Annotated in this window: 22 protein-coding genes and 1 tRNA gene; 13 read left to right on the forward strand and 10 right to left on the reverse strand. The window is 33.1% G+C overall.

The window, feature by feature from the left end:
• Positions 1 to 8 precede the first annotated feature (8 nt).
• Both HS5_RS11750 and HS5_RS11755 read right to left on the reverse strand, forming a co-directional pair.
• Complete coding sequence (locus tag HS5_RS11750; protein WP_236751561.1) at positions 9 to 1,757, reverse strand: ATP-binding protein; 1,749 nt, start codon at positions 1,755 to 1,757, stop codon at positions 9 to 11.
• The gene (locus HS5_RS11755) at positions 1,738 to 2,427 is read right to left on the reverse strand and encodes a DNA double-strand break repair nuclease NurA (protein ID WP_236751562.1); all 690 of its coding nucleotides are present in this window, start codon (positions 2,425 to 2,427) and stop codon (positions 1,738 to 1,740) included. Before HS5_RS11755 ends, HS5_RS11750 begins: the two co-directional genes overlap by 20 nt.
• Here HS5_RS11755 and HS5_RS11760 point away from each other — a divergent pair.
• Positions 2,417 to 3,331: a thiamine-phosphate synthase family protein gene (locus HS5_RS11760; RefSeq protein ID WP_236751563.1), complete on the forward strand. Its 915-nt coding sequence runs from the start codon at positions 2,417 to 2,419 to the stop codon at positions 3,329 to 3,331. The two genes, HS5_RS11755 and HS5_RS11760, sit on opposite strands and share 11 nt — an antisense overlap.
• On the opposite strand, the gene HS5_RS11765 is transcribed toward HS5_RS11760, so the two are convergent.
• Positions 3,326 to 5,758, reverse strand: coding sequence for an MMPL family transporter (locus HS5_RS11765; protein WP_236751564.1), 2,433 nt, complete (start codon positions 5,756 to 5,758; stop codon positions 3,326 to 3,328). The genes HS5_RS11760 and HS5_RS11765 overlap by 6 nt on opposite strands.
• Before the next feature lie 93 nt (positions 5,759 to 5,851).
• Here HS5_RS11765 and HS5_RS11770 point away from each other — a divergent pair, with 93 nt between their 5' ends.
• From HS5_RS11770 to HS5_RS11800, 7 genes are read left to right on the forward strand one after another with little or no spacing between them, the layout of a single operon-like run.
• Positions 5,852 to 6,010: a hypothetical protein gene (locus HS5_RS11770; RefSeq protein ID WP_236751565.1), complete on the forward strand. Its 159-nt coding sequence runs from the start codon at positions 5,852 to 5,854 to the stop codon at positions 6,008 to 6,010.
• A gap of 16 nt (positions 6,011 to 6,026) precedes the next feature.
• Positions 6,027 to 6,641 (forward strand): hypothetical protein, encoded by a 615-nt coding sequence (locus HS5_RS11775; protein WP_236751566.1) that lies wholly within the window; start codon positions 6,027 to 6,029, stop codon positions 6,639 to 6,641.
• A gap of 43 nt (positions 6,642 to 6,684) precedes the next feature.
• Positions 6,685 to 7,314 (forward strand): site-2 protease family protein, encoded by a 630-nt coding sequence (locus HS5_RS11780; RefSeq protein WP_236751567.1) that lies wholly within the window; start codon positions 6,685 to 6,687, stop codon positions 7,312 to 7,314.
• Positions 7,311 to 7,868: a rhomboid family intramembrane serine protease gene (locus HS5_RS11785; protein WP_236751568.1), complete on the forward strand. Its 558-nt coding sequence runs from the start codon at positions 7,311 to 7,313 to the stop codon at positions 7,866 to 7,868. The genes HS5_RS11780 and HS5_RS11785 overlap by 4 nt, the downstream gene beginning before the upstream one ends.
• Entirely contained in the window at positions 7,865 to 8,023 is a 159-nt protein-coding gene (locus tag HS5_RS11790) for a hypothetical protein (protein ID WP_236751569.1), read from the forward strand. The genes HS5_RS11785 and HS5_RS11790 overlap by 4 nt, the downstream gene beginning before the upstream one ends.
• Complete coding sequence (locus HS5_RS11795; protein ID WP_236751570.1) at positions 8,023 to 8,586, forward strand: adenylate kinase family protein; 564 nt, start codon at positions 8,023 to 8,025, stop codon at positions 8,584 to 8,586. The genes HS5_RS11790 and HS5_RS11795 overlap by 1 nt, the downstream gene beginning before the upstream one ends.
• A gap of 3 nt (positions 8,587 to 8,589) precedes the next feature.
• Complete coding sequence (locus HS5_RS11800; RefSeq protein ID WP_236751571.1) at positions 8,590 to 9,471, forward strand: Mrp/NBP35 family ATP-binding protein; 882 nt, start codon at positions 8,590 to 8,592, stop codon at positions 9,469 to 9,471.
• Here HS5_RS11800 and HS5_RS11805 read toward each other — a convergent pair.
• Positions 9,457 to 9,663, reverse strand: a complete 207-nt coding sequence (locus HS5_RS11805) for a hypothetical protein (RefSeq protein WP_236751572.1) — start codon at positions 9,661 to 9,663, stop codon at positions 9,457 to 9,459. The two genes, HS5_RS11800 and HS5_RS11805, sit on opposite strands and share 15 nt — an antisense overlap.
• Before the next feature lie 97 nt (positions 9,664 to 9,760).
• Here HS5_RS11805 and HS5_RS11810 point away from each other — a divergent pair, with 97 nt between their 5' ends.
• A complete protein-coding gene (locus tag HS5_RS11810) occupies positions 9,761 to 10,108 on the forward strand; it encodes a helix-turn-helix domain-containing protein (protein WP_236751573.1) in 348 nt (115 codons plus the stop codon).
• On the opposite strand, the gene HS5_RS11815 is transcribed toward HS5_RS11810, so the two are convergent.
• Complete coding sequence (locus HS5_RS11815) at positions 10,092 to 10,607, reverse strand: LysE family transporter (RefSeq protein ID WP_236753570.1); 516 nt, start codon at positions 10,605 to 10,607, stop codon at positions 10,092 to 10,094. The genes HS5_RS11810 and HS5_RS11815 overlap by 17 nt on opposite strands.
• Before the next feature lie 154 nt (positions 10,608 to 10,761).
• On the opposite strand from HS5_RS11815, the gene cbp1 reads away from it, so the two are divergent.
• Complete coding sequence (cbp1, locus tag HS5_RS11820; protein WP_236751574.1) at positions 10,762 to 11,202, forward strand: CRISPR DNA repeat-binding protein Cbp1; 441 nt, start codon at positions 10,762 to 10,764, stop codon at positions 11,200 to 11,202.
• Here the strand turns inward: cbp1 and HS5_RS11825 are convergent.
• The gene (locus HS5_RS11825; RefSeq protein ID WP_236751575.1) at positions 11,193 to 12,335 is read right to left on the reverse strand and encodes a tryptophan--tRNA ligase; all 1,143 of its coding nucleotides are present in this window, start codon (positions 12,333 to 12,335) and stop codon (positions 11,193 to 11,195) included. The genes cbp1 and HS5_RS11825 overlap by 10 nt on opposite strands.
• A gap of 30 nt (positions 12,336 to 12,365) precedes the next feature.
• Positions 12,366 to 13,007 (reverse strand): cell division protein CdvB1/B2, encoded by a 642-nt coding sequence (cdvB1/B2, locus tag HS5_RS11830; protein ID WP_236751576.1) that lies wholly within the window; start codon positions 13,005 to 13,007, stop codon positions 12,366 to 12,368.
• A gap of 80 nt (positions 13,008 to 13,087) precedes the next feature.
• Between cdvB1/B2 and HS5_RS11835 the strand changes: the two genes are divergently transcribed.
• Positions 13,088 to 13,345: a hypothetical protein gene (locus tag HS5_RS11835; RefSeq protein ID WP_236751577.1), complete on the forward strand. Its 258-nt coding sequence runs from the start codon at positions 13,088 to 13,090 to the stop codon at positions 13,343 to 13,345.
• Positions 13,346 to 13,352: 7 nt separating this feature from the next.
• Positions 13,353 to 14,054 (forward strand): alanyl-tRNA editing protein AlaXM, encoded by a 702-nt coding sequence (alaXM, locus tag HS5_RS11840; RefSeq protein WP_236751578.1) that lies wholly within the window; start codon positions 13,353 to 13,355, stop codon positions 14,052 to 14,054.
• Here the strand turns inward: alaXM and HS5_RS11845 are convergent.
• The 3 genes from HS5_RS11845 to HS5_RS11855 all read right to left on the reverse strand — a co-directional run bounded on the left by HS5_RS11845 (position 14,051) and on the right by HS5_RS11855 (position 16,088).
• A complete protein-coding gene (locus HS5_RS11845; protein ID WP_346729568.1) occupies positions 14,051 to 14,458 on the reverse strand; it encodes a GtrA family protein in 408 nt (135 codons plus the stop codon). The two genes, alaXM and HS5_RS11845, sit on opposite strands and share 4 nt — an antisense overlap.
• Before the next feature lie 95 nt (positions 14,459 to 14,553).
• Positions 14,554 to 15,510, reverse strand: a complete 957-nt coding sequence (locus HS5_RS11850; RefSeq protein WP_236751580.1) for a histidinol-phosphate transaminase — start codon at positions 15,508 to 15,510, stop codon at positions 14,554 to 14,556.
• Positions 15,510 to 16,088, reverse strand: a complete 579-nt coding sequence (locus tag HS5_RS11855; protein WP_236751581.1) for a helix-turn-helix domain-containing protein — start codon at positions 16,086 to 16,088, stop codon at positions 15,510 to 15,512. The genes HS5_RS11850 and HS5_RS11855 overlap by 1 nt, the downstream gene beginning before the upstream one ends.
• A gap of 87 nt (positions 16,089 to 16,175) precedes the next feature.
• On the opposite strand from HS5_RS11855, the gene HS5_RS11860 reads away from it, so the two are divergent.
• A tRNA-Glu gene (locus HS5_RS11860) sits at positions 16,176 to 16,250 on the forward strand.
• Positions 16,251 to 16,406: the final 156 nt, after the last annotated feature.

Genomic DNA, 16,406 nt, shown 5'->3' on the forward strand with positions numbered 1-16,406 from the left:
ATCGCTCGTCAGATTGGTGAAGAAGGTCTTGAGTCCTGAATTCCTTTTCTTAATTCCTCCAAGTTATTTGGAGCAGTAAAGAAAACAGGAACGTCATGAGGCAGTGCTGCTTTAAAACTTACAAGTAACCATTGACCTACTTCTAAATCTAGAGTTCTATCCATTAATGTATCATTAATTCCGAAAGTTTCTGCGATTAACTGCCTATCATAAGGTCTAGGTAGAGTACTTATAAAGTAAGTGTGGAGCTGTTGGAGTACGTTAGTATTTAGATAAGCCAATCTTTGAGTACTTATCAAACCATGAAGGTGGTATTTCCTTCCGTGTCTCAATAATTTCTCTACTGCATTACTGGAAAAGTCACTATTATCCTTCTGTTTGGTATCAAATGGAATGAACTCTTGAGCTTCATCTAAAACAAAAAGTATTGGATTTGTCGAATAAGACCTCTTCCTCCTAAGCATAATTTGATTAATAAGCTGTCCTACGATTAACCTAGCTTCCTCTATGTTGGAAAGTTCTAAAACGAAAAGTCTTGGAGAATTTTCGTCACTATCTAGGATTTCTATTGCCATCTTTTCTATATCGTACTCTTCACCCTCTTGGACTTCAGAGGTCAAGTAAGCTCTTAATGCATTAAGAAATGCGAATATAGACGCAGTTTCCTTTAATCCACTTTCTCTAGCTAGCGATTCTATTTCATCAATTACTGGACTGAGAGTAGTGTCAGCAATATCCTCTTTAGTTAGCTTATTTTGCCTCATAGTTTCATCTATCCTTTTAAGGAATAAACCAAAGAGAGGCTTTTGTGCAAACGCTGTATATTTATCGTTAATCTGTGCTCTTACCATTTCAATAATTTCTCCGTAAGTTAAATAAGTAGAGCCCTCTGGCGGGACATAAAGTTGCCTTATTTTATTAGACTCAAATAAATCTTCTGCCGATTTTCTTATTTCGTCCTTTAAGTCTGAAATTTCCTCTGGAATAACGTGAGTTCTTATAAACCTTCTTCCTGCATCAACCTTGTTTAAGGGTAATCTTTCCGTTGAAATTAGCCTTGAATTGCTTGAAATCAGCTGATCAAGCAATAGTACGGAATATTCTAAAGAAATGTCAAATACAACAACTTTAGTATCTTTATTTTCTCTTAAAATTCTCCTGATAACAGAAGCAGTTAAATTGGATTTTCCTGACCCAGTAAATGCGAATATTCCTATATGATAATTAATTGCTTTTTCCATATTTATTTTCAGTTTTACGTCCTCACCTATTATATTTCCAATATCTACTCCGTTTTTATCGCATACGAAGTTCTCGTAAAGCTCTTTGGATAAAATTCTAACTGTAGACCCAGGAATTGGAGGAGAATATCCTTTGTAAAATTCTACGCTACCATCTATTTTCAAGAGATATCCTATAGGATACGCATACACGTCTAGCCAAGCTTCTTCATCGTTTCTCCCCCAATCTTCCTCTACCTTTCTCATTACTTCGTCCCTTATCTCCTTAGGTATACTGCCATCTAGGTTTATCATTCCATAATGCACAGGCAAGAGATCAGCTACTTCAAGCAGCAAGTAATCATTCTGTAAGCTTTTTACTGCCAAAATTTTACCTGCAGTAATTTTAGTGCTTATAGGAAATTCTATTATAAAATTTCTAAAGCTTACTGAACCTCTACCGTCAGCTGTCTGTCTAGTTATAACTTTCATTTCTCTTAATCTTCCAATTTGTTCTTCAAACAAACCTTCTGACATGTTCAACAATCCTTCTAAAATCCCTATATCTGGATAATTCCTTATTATTTGTAAAATCTAAAACCTTTGCATACTTATCTCGGTAATATTTAACTAGTTTGTCCGCTAAGAACAAAGGATAATTATAACCTAAAGCTTCTGGAATTGGATCTAAAGATAAATTATAAATTAGGCAAGCAAGTAAATCTAGGTTACCTAAGTTTGTCTCATATTTAAATATCCAGTTAGTTATTTTAAAATATCCAGCGTATAACTCTTCATCTTCTTTATCAAATGTAATCCATGGAGGCTCATCGGTTATGTTGATGTTTCCTCTATCAAAGTCCTTTATTATACCTATCGAGTTCTTAGGAATTTTCATACCTAACTTTTTATCCATAGAAAATTTTCTATCCATAAGAATTACATCTGCTTCAGTTTTGTTTGCTAATTCATATTCAAGTCTTCTCATGATCTCTTCTCCCTTATCATTACATAATTTAGTTTCTATCACACTATTTACATAATTTAGTTTTTTCTCGTAAAAAGTAAAATTAACAGCTCCTGCAATTACAAATGAGACAATTCCTTCATCACTTTTTATCTCATGTAAGCTTCCATCTATTGCTGAGATCTTCAAGTTAAAAGCACATTTATTTTGGTTAGTTAATCTAATAACCGTGCTTGACACTCCCCTTTCACTAATAACTGAAGTATTATTACCTAATATTAGAGCATTGGAGGCTAAAAGATTAAGAAGTCTTGGAATGAGTCAAAGTAAGATAGCTTCAACGCTAGGTGTTACACAACCGGCAGTAAAACAATATCTCGATATTCAAGATAAATTTTACTTTGAAAAGCTTCACGATCTAGGTCTTACTGATGAAGAAGTAAATAACATCTTGGACATGCTCACAGACGTGTTACTTTCTGGAGATATAAGGAACGCAATGGATTTTTTTACCTCAGTGAGTCTCTCATATTTAAGTAAGTTAAGGTTTTGTCTATTCCATAGAAAATTAAATCCGAAAATTCCTCAAGATTGTAGCATTTGCGAAAATCTGTATAGAGAAGATGAAGAAGAGGAAATTAACGTTGCATTATCCATGATTCAAAACGAAATAGTTTCCCCATTAATTCCAGAAGTCCTCAGCAATATTGCATATACAAGGAAAAACCCCAAAAGTTTGGAAGATATCATAGCTGTAGCAGGAAGAATAACGAAGATAAGGAATATTCCTACTCCTGCTTCAAAACCAATGTGGGGAGCAAGTAAGCATTTAGGAAATATTTTACTTTACATTTCTAGAAAGTATCCTGAGATTAGATCCGTTATGAACATAAAATATGATGAAAAGGTCAAGAAATGCATGGATGAACTAAAAATGAGGTACGCTATAATAGGTCCTCACGATTATGCAAGCGATGAGGTAATAGAGACCGCTGTTACAATGGTCTTTAGGCCTTGTTTAGACGCAGTAGTTCACTTAGGAGGAAAAGGAGTAGAACCGAATACTTATGTTTTCGGTAAGAAGCCTGTAGATGTGGTTAAAAAAGTGCTTAATATTGCCGCAAAATATTCTATAATTTCATGAAGCGAAAGGCCACCAGTTATATTTCTTGAGAATAGACATTATTGCTGGAACTAATATAGGTCTTACTATGAAAGTATCGAAAATCACTGAGAAACCTACAGAAAAGCCTATTTCCTCAAGAAAACGCATGTCTGCCGAAATCAAGGAGAAGAAAGCTCCTGCAAGTATCAATCCTGCAGCAGTGACAACTAATCCAGTATAAGTTATTCCTTTAATTATTCTCTCATCTTCGCTACCTCTTTCTTCCTTTATCCTTAAGATAATGAACATATCGTAATCAATGCCTAAACTGAATAGTAATGCAAATACTATAAGGGGAGAAAGCCAATAAACTTGTTTAAACACCTCAAACATTACCGCAACTCCTACTAACGAACTTACAAGTAATGTTAAAGATAATCTAATTGGAACTATTATTGACCTCAATACCACGCTTATATATACAGTTATCAAGATTATAGTAAGAAGCAATGTAAAACTGTAATAAGTACTTACAGTGTTATTTACAATATCTATTCTGTTTGCATTACTTCCACCTACCATGTAGCCTTGGTTTATTAATTTTTGAGTAAAAGATATCGCTCCTTTACTAAATACTGGATATGGGACATAAGCTTCTACAAGGGAATAATTATGTGAAGAATAAATATTTTCAAGGGCAGTATGATTTTCAGTCAAGAATTTTCCAAACGATACAGGGCCATAAGCTAAGCCTCCGCAATTAATAATTTCCTTACTTAGGTTGTAAATTTTGCTAAAAGTTAAGTTAGGATTTCCTTTTATTATTATATAATCTACACTATAATTGAAATAACTAGATAAGATTCTTTCTCCTACTACAGTCTCGGAATTTGACGGAACTATTTCATTAAATGCTACTGTAGTCGTATGAGTAAAAAATACTGCAAATGAGGCTAAGGCTAAGATTATCATTATTCCTACTATGTAAAACTTATGCTTAATTGAAAACCCGGAAACATCCCTTAAGTACTTCTGTCTTACGTCTATTGGATTAGGAATATCCTTCCTAGGAAAACTGAGTAACCTTAAGCTAACAGTCTTAAGTGCTGTATAATTGAATAATATTGCGGGAATTAATGCCGAAAGTGATGCAATTATCAAAGCCTCTCCTATGTTTTTAAGTAATGGCGATGGTGAAAGTAAGAATGATGAAAAGCCTATTGTTATGCTGAGTCCGCTAAAAATGGCTCCTTTTCCTGCAGTTCTAAATGCATTCCTTAAAGCAGTATTAGAGTTTTTACGTGCCTCTTCAAAGTATCTGTACATGAAAAGTATAGAATAATCTATAGTTATTCCGAAAACTATTGGAGGTATCACAAGACCTGAAATATAATAAATCTTGTAACCTATGAAAGTAGCCAGATATAGGAGACTGTATGCAATTTCAATTCCTACTATTGCGCTGAAAATTAGGAATACTATTGGGAAGAATGATCTAAGTAGTATTATAAGTAATGATCCTACTAAAATTATCGTTACTATATCTATTATCTTAAGATCCTGTTGAGTATAATATGCTGATTGTGCATAAATTGCAAAATGTCCTGTCACTATCGCAGGAATATTTTGCATGAAATCTTCAACATTAGTCAGGCTTTCATTATCTGGAACTTTAACTATAAATACCCAAGTATTTCCCCTATGAAAGTTACACAAGCCTATAGGTGGAGGAGGTATTTTGCTTTCTACTTCATGCAAAGCATAGACTGAAGGATTTTCTAATGCACATATCGGGACGTTTTTCCCAGTGATTTTGTATATTAAATAAGAATAATTTGAAAAAGATGACAATGTCTCTTTAACCAAACTCTCGTTAGTAAAATTATTTTCAGAGAAAAGTAAAATAAATGGATCATTAAAGGTTTTTACTCCAGAAATTACTGGATTATGAGTTTCTTCTAAATACTCGTTGTATTCAGTTACATAACTTGACGGAGTAACATTATGGCCTTCCTTAAAGGTCACGTTAAGCTGATAGTAAAACCAAGATAGATTATTTAGTAACCCTTCTTTTTCCAGAGTTAGGTTATGATAAAGCTCTACACTGTAAGAAAGATTATCTTCGTATTTTTTCAATATTGGTGATATAAATGACATATAAGATGAGTTAATCTGAGAAATGTATTCGTACGGTGTTATTAATTTTGCATCTTGAAGATTCATTAGTGAATTATTAACTTCTTTTAAGGATTTGTTATAACTTCCATTAATTATTACAAAAAGTTCTGACTCTTTAGTGTAGTTAAAATATTCTTTTAAAATGTTCTCAACTTTTACGCTCTGATATTGGTTGGTTAGAAAAGGAGAGTCGCTGTAAATGAAATGTGATTGAATATTAAGTGCAATAGGAGCTAAGAGTAATGCAAGAAGAATCCAAATGATGAGTATAAAAATTGGACGTTTCATAATTATAAGAAAGCTTACAATAAGATAAAATCGTTTAGGAAATACCGGTTTTATGAATGGAACCTATTTATCTAAATATAAAGTAATTAATTTATGCACTCTCTGAATGAGGCCTTAAACCTCTTAGAAGAAGTAGAAAAAATATTGAAGGAATATAATCCAGATAAGGACGACAAAGAAATTCTAGGTAAACTCCTTTCTAAGAATATGAAAATAGAAGCAGAGGCTTATGCAAAGTATATAAGGATCTAATATAAATTAATTTTTTGTGTTATTCGAAATTAGTATAGATAAACCATCGGAAGAGAAAGGGGGAGTAAAGTTCATAAGTAATTCTGGGCACTTAGTTTCTTTTTCTAATTCTTTATTTAATGAGTTGAATGTATTAGGAATAGATAAGAAAACTTTTGCTGAAATTGTTATTGATTTCTTAAATGAAGATACAAAGTATTATTCTACTTACATAAAACCTATATCTAAAGTTGAAGAATGTAAATATTACTCTAGAATATTCGAATTCTGGATAACATCTTCTTTAACTTCAAAGCAAATGTTCGCAGTTATTACAAATTACGATGAAATAAGTGAAGTACTTCTAGTAGATCCTCAAATTTTTACCTATGCAGCTGAAAAGTTGCTACATTATGCGTCAACAAAGGAGTGCATGAAGTTTTCCATGCCTTTTATTTACAAGTTTGTTGTATTTGAGACATTTAACATATTTAAGAGGAAATTTAATGCAAATATGCAAAAAATTGTGGGAAAAGATAAAGAGAAGTTTCTAATAGCTAAGAACATAGAAGACAATGCATTAATTTGGAAGATAGAATCACCTCGATTTTCTTATGTAAGTAATTATGAAGAGATTAAAGTAGGTGGTTGAGTCAGAAATTTATATTATAAATAGTAAAAGGATATAGATAAACTTGAGCAAGCTTGACGAACTAGAATTACGGTTTAGGGATATTAATGAGATTGAATCTTTCCTTCTTGCAATATTTTCTATAACAACTTTCGGTATAGGGAAATTAATCTACAGCATTATAACGGGGCAATCACTTTATTATTCATTAATTGCAGCATTATTTACATTAATTGCTGCAACAATAGCAGTAGTACCTCATGAGTTTGCTCACAGGCAAGTAGCTAGAAAATACGGATGCTTTTCAAGGTTTACTTTGAGCTTCTCCGGTTTTTTAGCAACATCCATAATTAATTTGTTCGGTATAGCAATAGTCTTCTTTTCTGGGTATACCCTAATTTCTTGTAATTTCTTCAGAGCAAATAAGAAACTTGACGGAATAACTGCAGCAGCAGGGCCAGCAACTAATTTGATAGTTTCAGCGATATTTTATGTTCTGGCAACGCTATTTTTCCCATCATTGGCAGGAATCTTATTCTTCTATATAGCAATGTTCAATTCAGCTGTGGCTTTCTTTAACTTATTGCCTTTCTGGGTATTAGATGGAGCAAAAATTATGAGATGGGATATAAAGATATGGGTATTAATGATAGCAGTATCGTTAATAATGATGGTCTTAACTGGTGTATTATGAGAGAGACTTTAGTAATAACATTTTTTGTAGTTCTCGGTTATTTAGTAGGATTATTCACTAGTATATATTATCCTTTTATTTTTGTTTATTTGATTCAAGTAAATTATTTAGTGTTTAGAGGAGATTACATATCGCTTTTAACATCTATATTTATAACAAATAGCTTACTCGATGCAGGATTTAATACTATAGCGCTTCTCATAATTTATTCACTCTTCGGCTCTAAGGTAGGTAAGCTTGAGTATATTGTATTTTTATTCTCAGGAATTCTCGGAAATATTTTTAGTTTATTTCTATTTCCTCCTAATACAGCATCAGCCGGAGCATCTGGAGGAATTTTCGGTATACTTTCCTTTTATATAGCTTATGATATGTTAAAAGACAGAAAGTTCAACTTCTATGAATTTCTTTTTTTGGTTATAGTTTTTGTCCTAAGTGATATATTACCTAACATAGATTACTTTGCTCATATAGGAGGAATCTTAGGAGGGGTAATATTAGCTTTTCTCGCTAATTGGCTTAAAAGGAATGGAGAAGGAAGATATAAATTATGAATTTAATTGAAGAAATTTTGATGATAATTGGAACAATTATGTTTCCTTACGGGCTGTATGATATTGCCAAAGGAGAAGGAGACAAGCATGTGAAAATTCTCCTTATAGGGATTTCGCTAACATTATTTATTGTAGAATTCCTACTAGTAAGATAATGAGGATTATAATCTCTGGAACTCCTGGAGTAGGAAAAACCGTCATAAGTAAATTAATTTCTTCAAAATTTTCTTTGGAATATTTTCATGTTTCATCTTTTATTATTCAGAATCATCTTTATGAGTCTTACGACCCTTTACGAAATACATATAATATTGATGATGAAAAAGTTGCAAAGGAGATTAACTCTTATCTAAGCAACAAGAATGATGTAGTAATTGAAACTATCTACCCATCACTTATAGATTATGCGGATAGAATAATAATACTGAGGAAATATCCTCCAGTACTTCATGAAGAGTTGGAAAAGAGAAGATGGAGCGATTTAAAAATTGCAGAAAATGTTGAGGCAGAAATTTTAGGTGTAATACTTCAGGAAGCAATTGAGTGGTTTAAAGATAAAAAACCTTGTCAAATAGATACTACCGGTAAATCTCCAGAAGAGATAGTTGAAAGAATAATGAAGGATCAATGTGAGGAGATAGACTGGTTGTCTGACGAGAGAGTTCAAGATCTTCTATTCACTTTAGATAAGGTTATTAGTCTTACAGAGAATAAGTAATGGATGAGTTCAAATCCTTTCAGATTACAGCAACCCCAAAAACAACCTAGAGATTTAAGAAAAGTTCAACCTCAAGTTCAAGGTGCTGATTTAAAAATCCAGATGAGAATGAAAAATGTAAAATATAAGATTGCAATACTTAGCGGAAAGGGAGGAGTAGGAAAATCTTTCGTTTCCTCTAATTTATCTATGGCTTTAGCAGCTTCAGGAAAAAAAGTTGGTATTGTAGATGTAGACTTTCATGGTCCATCAGTGCCCAAAATGCTTGGCGTTAGAGGTCAAGTTTTAACTGCTGACGATGAAGGTATAATTCCTGTTAGTGGACCTTTCGGCATTAAAGTTGTTTCAATAGATTTCCTCCTACCTAAGGACGATACTCCAGTAGTCTGGAGGGGAGCAATAAAACATACTGCAATAAAACAGTTTTTAGGAGACGTAAAATGGGGAGAGTTAGATTACCTAATTATTGACATGCCTCCTGGAACTGGAGACGAAGCTTTATCCGTAGTTCAATTAGTTCCCAATTTATCAGGATTTATAATAGTTACTATTCCTTCTGAAGTTTCAACCCTTGCAGTAAGTAAATCGGTTAACTTTGCAAAGACTATTAATGCAAAAATTTTAGGCGTAATAGAGAACATGAGCTATTTCGTGTGTCCTGCAGACAATAAACCTTACTATATTTTCGGAGAAGGAAAAGGAAAGAAAATGGCTGAAGACATGGGAGTGTCGTTGTTGGGTCAAGTTCCATTAGATCCTAAGATTGCTGAAGCTAATGATTTAGGAGAGCCTTTCTTCTTAAAGTATCCAGATTCTCCTGCATCTAAGGAATTTCTATCAATAGCAGATAAAGTAACGAAAATAGTTGAATTAAATACTAAATAAAAACTTTTTCCTCTCATAATTAGGAATTTTTTTGATTTTTCCTTCCCTAACCATTTTAGCTAGGATTTCTCTGAACTGCATGGGTGTAAAATCTAAATTTTCTTGAATTAGTTCATTTCTTATTTCTTCTGAGGTTTTTGCTCCATTTTTTAATATCTCGAGGATTTTTTCCTCAAGTTTGGTATTATCCATGTGATAATATTGGTTATACTTTTATAAAAAATTAGGTGTGATATTACATAAAACTTTAAAAAGAATAAAAACTTAAAGTTATAATGGTGAAACTTAAATGAGTATCGAAATTAGCGAAAAAAGTATCATATTGAGAAGATTTCTAATGGTCGCTTACGGCTTATCTGAAGCAGACGTAGATGCGTTCATGAAGATCGTAAATAGTAAAGAAGGAAAAGACGTTGATGCAATATCCTCAGAGTTAGGCATTAGTAAGAGTAGAGCTAGTTTAATCCTTAAAAAACTTGCCGATGCAGGATTAATAGAGAAACAGAAAAGCAACGGAAGTAAAGGCGGAAGGCCAAAATACATGTACTTTGTAAATAAGGATGATGTAGTAGAAAAATTAGTAAAAAGAGCTGAAGATGTTTGTAAAGATTTAAGTAGTATTATAAGAGGTTTATAACACCTTCATAAATCATGTAAACACCAAAGGATAGAAGTATTATAAATGAGAAGATTTTAACGTATTTTGCGTATTTGCTTCCCAGTCTGTTTATAGATGTAGTAAAAATAAAAATCCATATGACTATTCCTCCGAAAAATGAAGGTATTATTGAAATTCCGAAGTTGTTTATCATAAATAAGCCTACTGTTAACCACCAACTTATCTGATATGGATTTGTAATTCCCATAGCTAAGCCTGTGAAGTAATTGCCCTTTTTACTTCTATTACTCACTTTAGCCTTTAACGTTGCATAAGATAAGAATAACATTAAACCTCCGCCTATAAAGTAAAATATTGTAAGAAAACTTTCTGGGATGAACTTCCTTATCTCGAAAGTTATTAAAAAGAAAATAAAATCGGCGGTCATTGCACCAAATCCTACACTACTGCCATGAATTTTAGATCTTAAAGCTTCGTTAGCCATTATTGCATTTACCGGTCCAGGCGGTGCTGCCATAGATAAACCTAAGACGAGTCCTAGGAAGTAAGAAAGCACATGAAATGATAAAACTTTCTCTGTATAAATTTTTACCTTCAATTCTTTCAAAGCTCTATCAGAATATTCTTAGATTCTGGAAAAAATTTAAAAACGGTAAAGGAAAAGAAAGGTTATGCAGGAGGATGAATTAAAAGAGAAGATTAAAAATATGTATGAAGACGGTAAAACAATAAGAGAAATAGCAAAAGAATTAAACATGAGTTACAGTAAGGTAAGAAAAACGCTTATTTCAGAAGGGGTACAATTCAGGGGTAAAATAAACCAGGAATTAGTTAATAAAATTCTAGAATTAGCTAAGCAAGGTTACAGTGCAAACAGAATAAGTAAAGAAATGAGACTTAATTCCAATACTGTTCTAAGAATATTAAGAAAAAACAATTTGGTAAAAACAAAAAAGAGATTATCTAAAGATGATATAGAGAAGATTAAGTCCATGTATGAAAGCGGAAGTTCAATTTATAAGATAGCTAAAGAACTGAAAATATCTACAAACCTTGTTGTATATCACCTTAAAAAATCGAATATTTATAAACCGCAAACTTCTTACTCATGAATCTTATTCCACATTTCCTTGGCGAGTTTTCCTTCATGCTTGAACGTATTTACGAGTTCCTTAGCTTCCTCTCTCTTAGCTCTGTGCTCTTCTAAGAATTTATTCAATTTATCCACTAAAATTTGTTTAAGCTCTCCAGTAAGCATGTTACCGCTACGATAATCTTCTTCTATTTTCTTTATCTTATTATCATCATCCTCAAAAAACATGTATAACCATTGGAACGAGACATCTATGTCTGGGTTTCCTCCGTATTTCTTGTGAAGCTCTATTGTAGGTTGTCCTCCAGAGAACGCATATTTCATTATCTTTCTTTCCACGGTTTTTGGATCATCAGTTAAGTAAATTGCACTCTCTGGATTAGAAGAACTCATCTTACCTTCTGGTCCTGTCAAAGGAGGGAGGAACTTACTCTGAATTTGTGCAGCCTTATAATATCCTAAGCTCTCTGCTATATCTCTCTGTAACCTCCAATAAGGATCTTGATCTATTCCTGCTGGGATTAAACACCTCTTTTTCTCAAACATCGTAGGGACTATTTGCAACGCTGGATAAAATATTATTCCTATATTTGATGAATTCTCTAAGCCAAAAGTTGCCCTAACTTCAGAGAAAGTCAATTTTTTAGCTACTTTGGTCGCTAAGGGATACATATTCCTTATATATTCTGTATCTTGAAAAATGAAAGTCCTATCGGGATCAAAGCCAACAGCTATTATATCAAGGATATTATCGTAAGCGAACTGCCTTGTTTGATCTAAAGTTAGCTCAGGATTTCTCATAAATTTTTCATCGTCGGTTATCTCAATATATAGATTTACCTTAAACTTCTCCTGCAACCATTTAGTGAAAATGAAAGGTATTAAATGCCCTATATGCATTCCCAAAGAAGGAGCTCTTCCAGTGTAAAGGAAGAAACCTTTACCTTCCTCATAGTCTTTAATAACTAAATCGAGATCTCTATGAGAAAAGAATACGTCTCTCCTTAACATTACATCTAAGTCTCCTGTGATTTTCTTAATTCTCTCTTTCAATTCTGGTGTTATTTTTTGCGTTCCAAACTGTACAATAAGCTTATCATAATCAACCTTTCCTTTTACTTCCCATGGTGTTACGGAAAAGTTAGAAGACACGGAAAAATGTAAAAATATTAAAAAATAAGCTTATGCTTTCTGCGAGATTGGGGAAGACACTGGCAACTCTGGGAAGTTCTCCTTCATCTTCTGTTCTGCAACAGCAGCTGCTTCATCTAATATCTTCCTAGCTTCAGCAGTAGGTGCTGCAGATACACCAGATGCTCCAGTAAAGTCTCCAGCTTCAATTACAACTTCTTGCAACCCTTCTCCTAGCTCTCCTAATTCAATTGATAATTCTGGCATTACGCCTCTTATTACATTCCTCAATTCACCTATTACGCCAACTACTGGAACTAAATTAACGAATACATCCCCTAACTCGCTCACAGTTTCTAATCTCAACTCTACTTGCTCTAAAGCTATTTGAGTCATTATTAACTGTTTTGTTATTTTCCTAACTTCCGCAACTTCATTTGCATACATTGCTGCTCTTGCGGGATCTTTTGACATTTGGGCTTCAACAACTCTCTCAAATAGTGTCTTATCTCTCTCCTGCATTCTTGAAACATAAGCGTCAAGTCTACTGACCATTGAACTGATTTGGTAATGAGCTTGAACTAACCTGTATTTAAGAGGCTCCTTAGACTTAAATGCTCCTTTAATTCCTGAAACTATTCCACTCTTCTCTTCTTCTCCAGCCCAATATTTTTGGAAATCTTTTCCAAGCATTCTAATCTATTTATTATCGGCTAATACTATATAAAGGAGAGAACTCGGTCTTATTAACTTAAAAACCAAAATGACAAATAATGATACCAACAACAGAAGATCCTGACGTAGACATACTTAACAAGAACGATCTAGTGAACGTTTACGTAGACTTGAGAGGAAAAGAAATAAACGCGAAAAAATTACTAGTAAGAGCTGATAACTCTCACGTATATATTTATGATCCAGATTCTAATTCTATAGTGAAAATCATATATATAGATGAATTGATAGATCCATCAACGCTTTCTGTATCAGAAAAGAACGGAATAATTAATATTTCCCTTAAGAAAACATGAATAGTATATGCCTACAGAAGAACTTTACCTAAAAGATTCGTATATAAAGGAATTTGAAGGGAAAATTATCAAAATTAACGGGAATGAGATAGTATTAGATAAAACGGCGTTTTATCCAGGTGGGGGAGGACTGGAAAACGACACTGGGAAGCTGATAAAAGGAGATAATATACTAAAAGTCAAAGAAGTAAAAAGGCAGGGAGAAGATATAGTTCATGTCTTAGAAAGTGGAGACTTAAAAGAAGGAGATGAAGTTAAGGGAATAATAGATTGGGAGAGAAGGTATAAAATGATGAGGCTCCATACGGCATCTCACGTCATGGCTGCAGTAGCTTATTCTCAATTTAACGCACTAATAACAGGAGGACATATATCTCCAGAGTACGCTAAAGATGATTTTAATTTAGAGAATAAAGATTTAATTCCTCAAATAGTAGAGAAAGCAAACGAAATTCTATCAAAAGGTATAGAAGTTAAGATATATTTTCTACCTAGAGAAGAAGCATTAAAAATACCAGGGATAGTAAAGCTTGCAGAAAGAAACCCTCCTAGTATTCCGATTTGGAGGATCGTTGAAATTCCTGGAATTGATATCCAAGCTGATGGAGGTCCTCACGTAAAAAATACTTCAGAGGTAGGAAAAATACACGTAATAAAAGTAGAGAATAGAGGTAAAAATAGGAAGAGAGTTTACTATACAGTAGATTAAGCCCAAACATATTTTAAGCTTGTTATGAACCTAACTGCAAAGCCAGAAACAATACCTATGAAGTTAATTACCGCAAGGAATAAGGACTGAGCTTTTATATAAGAGAAGAACAAGAAGAGCAAGATTTCTGATAAATTAGAGAAGTGAAGAAATGCTACTAACAGTAATATTACCGTAATGTATTGTACTACTCCACCGCCAAAGGATGATACATGAAACTTTAAGAGCCTTTTTATAAAGCTTCCTACTCTCTTATCCTTAAAAGTCCAAATATCATTAAGGATGAAATTGAATATTATTGATAATTCTATAGCTAAACCTAAGGAAAAGAAAACCGGCACTGTATGAGCTGTGATAAGAAATATTCCTTCATTAACTAAAGTTCCTAAGCCTCCAACTATCATGAATTTTAATAGTCTTAGATCCACGGTTTGTAGTTTTCTATTTAAATATTATAAATCTTATCCCACCAAATTGCGTACTTTCTAGAATGGTGGTATTAAATTGATGAAATAGATAAAAATTTCTCAATTTCCTTAACTAAGTCTTGATAATCTTTTCTCATTGAAATTCTCCCGTAAAATTCGTTTAAACCAACAAAGTTAGAACAATCTCTAATCAGAAACCCCTTACTTCTGAGAAAGGAATTAAGAGCCTTAACGCTAACAGGAAATTTTACTAAAACGTAAGGAGCAAAAGACTTATAAACCGTAACATCTCCATCAATTCTAAAATTATCTAGGAGAGATTTTACTGTTTCTCTACTTTTTCTGAAAAATTTCTCAACTTCCTTAGGGTTTACATTTGATAATGCATAGTAAGCAATAGAATTAACTCTCCAAGGGGGAGTAAGCCTTTCAAGCTCCTTACTTCTCTTTCCTATAGAAAATCCTATCCTCAAGCCAGGTATTGATAAAGATTTAGTAAACGTAGAGATAATAAGGAGATTATCTTCCTTGTAAAGCCTCTTTGCAGACTCAACAAGACCTATATCTGCAAAGGATTCATCAACAACCAGATCTTTTCCATCGTTAAGAAATTCCTCAATCTCCTTAAGGCTTATTTTTGCTCCAGTTGGGTTATTAGGATTACTTATCATTATTTTGTCTCCTTGAAGGTGGTATACAAAAGAACTACCTATATCCTCAGCGAAATATACATAACTTCTTCTATATTCAACGTAATTAGGCTCAGGAACTACTCTAGGCTCAAGTAAGTTTATGACTTCACTAGCCCCGTTAAAGACTCCCACGTATTCCTCGTCCACATCGTAAATCTCTGCAATATTTTCCTTCAGTTTTTTATAGTTATCAGGGTAGTAAGTGTAAATCTTCTCCTTTATTGCTTCATTAATTAACTCGTCTATGAATTCAGGATAGATAGGATTAAGGTTAATACTAAAATCCTTTACTTTTTCAGGCTTACCGTTTATCCATGAAATTCCACCGTGCTTCATTAACTCCTCTCCCTAAAGAACGTCTCGATAACATTCTTTTCTGCTCTTCTTAAAATTTCCGATAAGTTCGAAATACTCATGTTAAGCTTTTCTGCTAGTTCTTTAATCCTTATCTTCTTAGGATAATCAAAGTAGCCAGCCTCGAAAGCAATCTTTAAAATCTGTTCCTGCCTAGCAGTTAAAGTGTCTTCGGATTTCACTTTAATTACTTTAACTACTTTCACTTCTATGTGATGCTCAAGAAATTCTCTTAACATTTTCTTCAGTTCGGCATAATCTGAGAGAATCACGGTCCAATACATTCCGTCACTAGTTGCTGTTCCATTCATTATTATATAATTTGATAGAATAAGTTCTATCTCATCATTAACTATAATTGTACCTAAGTACTTGAATTTAGAAACTCTAGAGAGATTCCATTTAAGCTTTCTCGATTCTTCTTCCTTTCCTTTAAATTCTATCAAAAGTCTAGCTCCACCTATAGAAGGCTTTATATCCAGTACTGATAATGAATTCCTAGAATAATCTATTCCCTTCGACCATTCTTCGTGGTTCACCTTAAAGCTTACGTATAACATCCCCGAAAATCTTCGGGATAAAAGAAATAAGTTTTTCTTACTCAAAGCCAGAAAGTTTTAAATATTTCATATTTCTAATTATATCTCGCTCCGGTAGTATAGCCCGGTCAAGTATGCAGGCCTCTCAAGCCTGTGGCCCGGGTTCAAATCCCGGCCGGAGCATTAATTTTCCCTTAAATTGAAAGAAGATTAAGTTTTCTATAAGATATAAGCTAGGAAAAATAAAGATAGATGAGAAATAGTTATATTATAGAAATAATACCAATTCTAGCGAAATATAAATTAAAACAAATAATGCGAAAGATTAGATCTATAAGT

It is taken from the genome of Acidianus sp. HS-5, assembly GCF_021655615.1.
Taxonomy (GTDB): domain Archaea; phylum Thermoproteota; class Thermoprotei_A; order Sulfolobales; family Sulfolobaceae; genus Acidianus.

Coding starts and splice junctions, on each gene's coding strand:
- HS5_RS11750 (WP_236751561.1), bottom strand. CDS start 1,757: ATGTCAGAAGGTTTGTTTGAAGAACAAATTGGAAGATTAAGAGAAATG.
- HS5_RS11765 (WP_236751564.1), bottom strand. CDS start 5,758: ATGAAACGTCCAATTTTTATACTCATCATTTGGATTCTTCTTGCATTA.
- HS5_RS11770 (WP_236751565.1), top strand. CDS start 5,852: ATGCACTCTCTGAATGAGGCCTTAAACCTCTTAGAAGAAGTAGAAAAA.
- HS5_RS11785 (WP_236751568.1), top strand. CDS start 7,311: ATGAGAGAGACTTTAGTAATAACATTTTTTGTAGTTCTCGGTTATTTA.
- HS5_RS11790 (WP_236751569.1), top strand. CDS start 7,865: ATGAATTTAATTGAAGAAATTTTGATGATAATTGGAACAATTATGTTT.
- HS5_RS11795 (WP_236751570.1), top strand. CDS start 8,023: ATGAGGATTATAATCTCTGGAACTCCTGGAGTAGGAAAAACCGTCATA.
- HS5_RS11800 (WP_236751571.1), top strand. CDS start 8,590: ATGAGTTCAAATCCTTTCAGATTACAGCAACCCCAAAAACAACCTAGA.
- HS5_RS11805 (WP_236751572.1), bottom strand. CDS start 9,663: ATGGATAATACCAAACTTGAGGAAAAAATCCTCGAGATATTAAAAAAT.
- HS5_RS11810 (WP_236751573.1), top strand. CDS start 9,761: ATGAGTATCGAAATTAGCGAAAAAAGTATCATATTGAGAAGATTTCTA.
- HS5_RS11815 (WP_236753570.1), bottom strand. CDS start 10,607: ATGGCAGCACCGCCTGGACCGGTAAATGCAATAATGGCTAACGAAGCT.
- cbp1 (WP_236751574.1), top strand. CDS start 10,762: ATGCAGGAGGATGAATTAAAAGAGAAGATTAAAAATATGTATGAAGAC.
- cdvB1/B2 (WP_236751576.1), bottom strand. CDS start 13,007: ATGCTTGGAAAAGATTTCCAAAAATATTGGGCTGGAGAAGAAGAGAAG.
- HS5_RS11835 (WP_236751577.1), top strand. CDS start 13,088: ATGATACCAACAACAGAAGATCCTGACGTAGACATACTTAACAAGAAC.
- alaXM (WP_236751578.1), top strand. CDS start 13,353: ATGCCTACAGAAGAACTTTACCTAAAAGATTCGTATATAAAGGAATTT.
- HS5_RS11845 (WP_346729568.1), bottom strand. CDS start 14,458: ATGATAGTTGGAGGCTTAGGAACTTTAGTTAATGAAGGAATATTTCTT.
- HS5_RS11850 (WP_236751580.1), bottom strand. CDS start 15,510: ATGAAGCACGGTGGAATTTCATGGATAAACGGTAAGCCTGAAAAAGTA.
- HS5_RS11855 (WP_236751581.1), bottom strand. CDS start 16,088: ATGTTATACGTAAGCTTTAAGGTGAACCACGAAGAATGGTCGAAGGGA.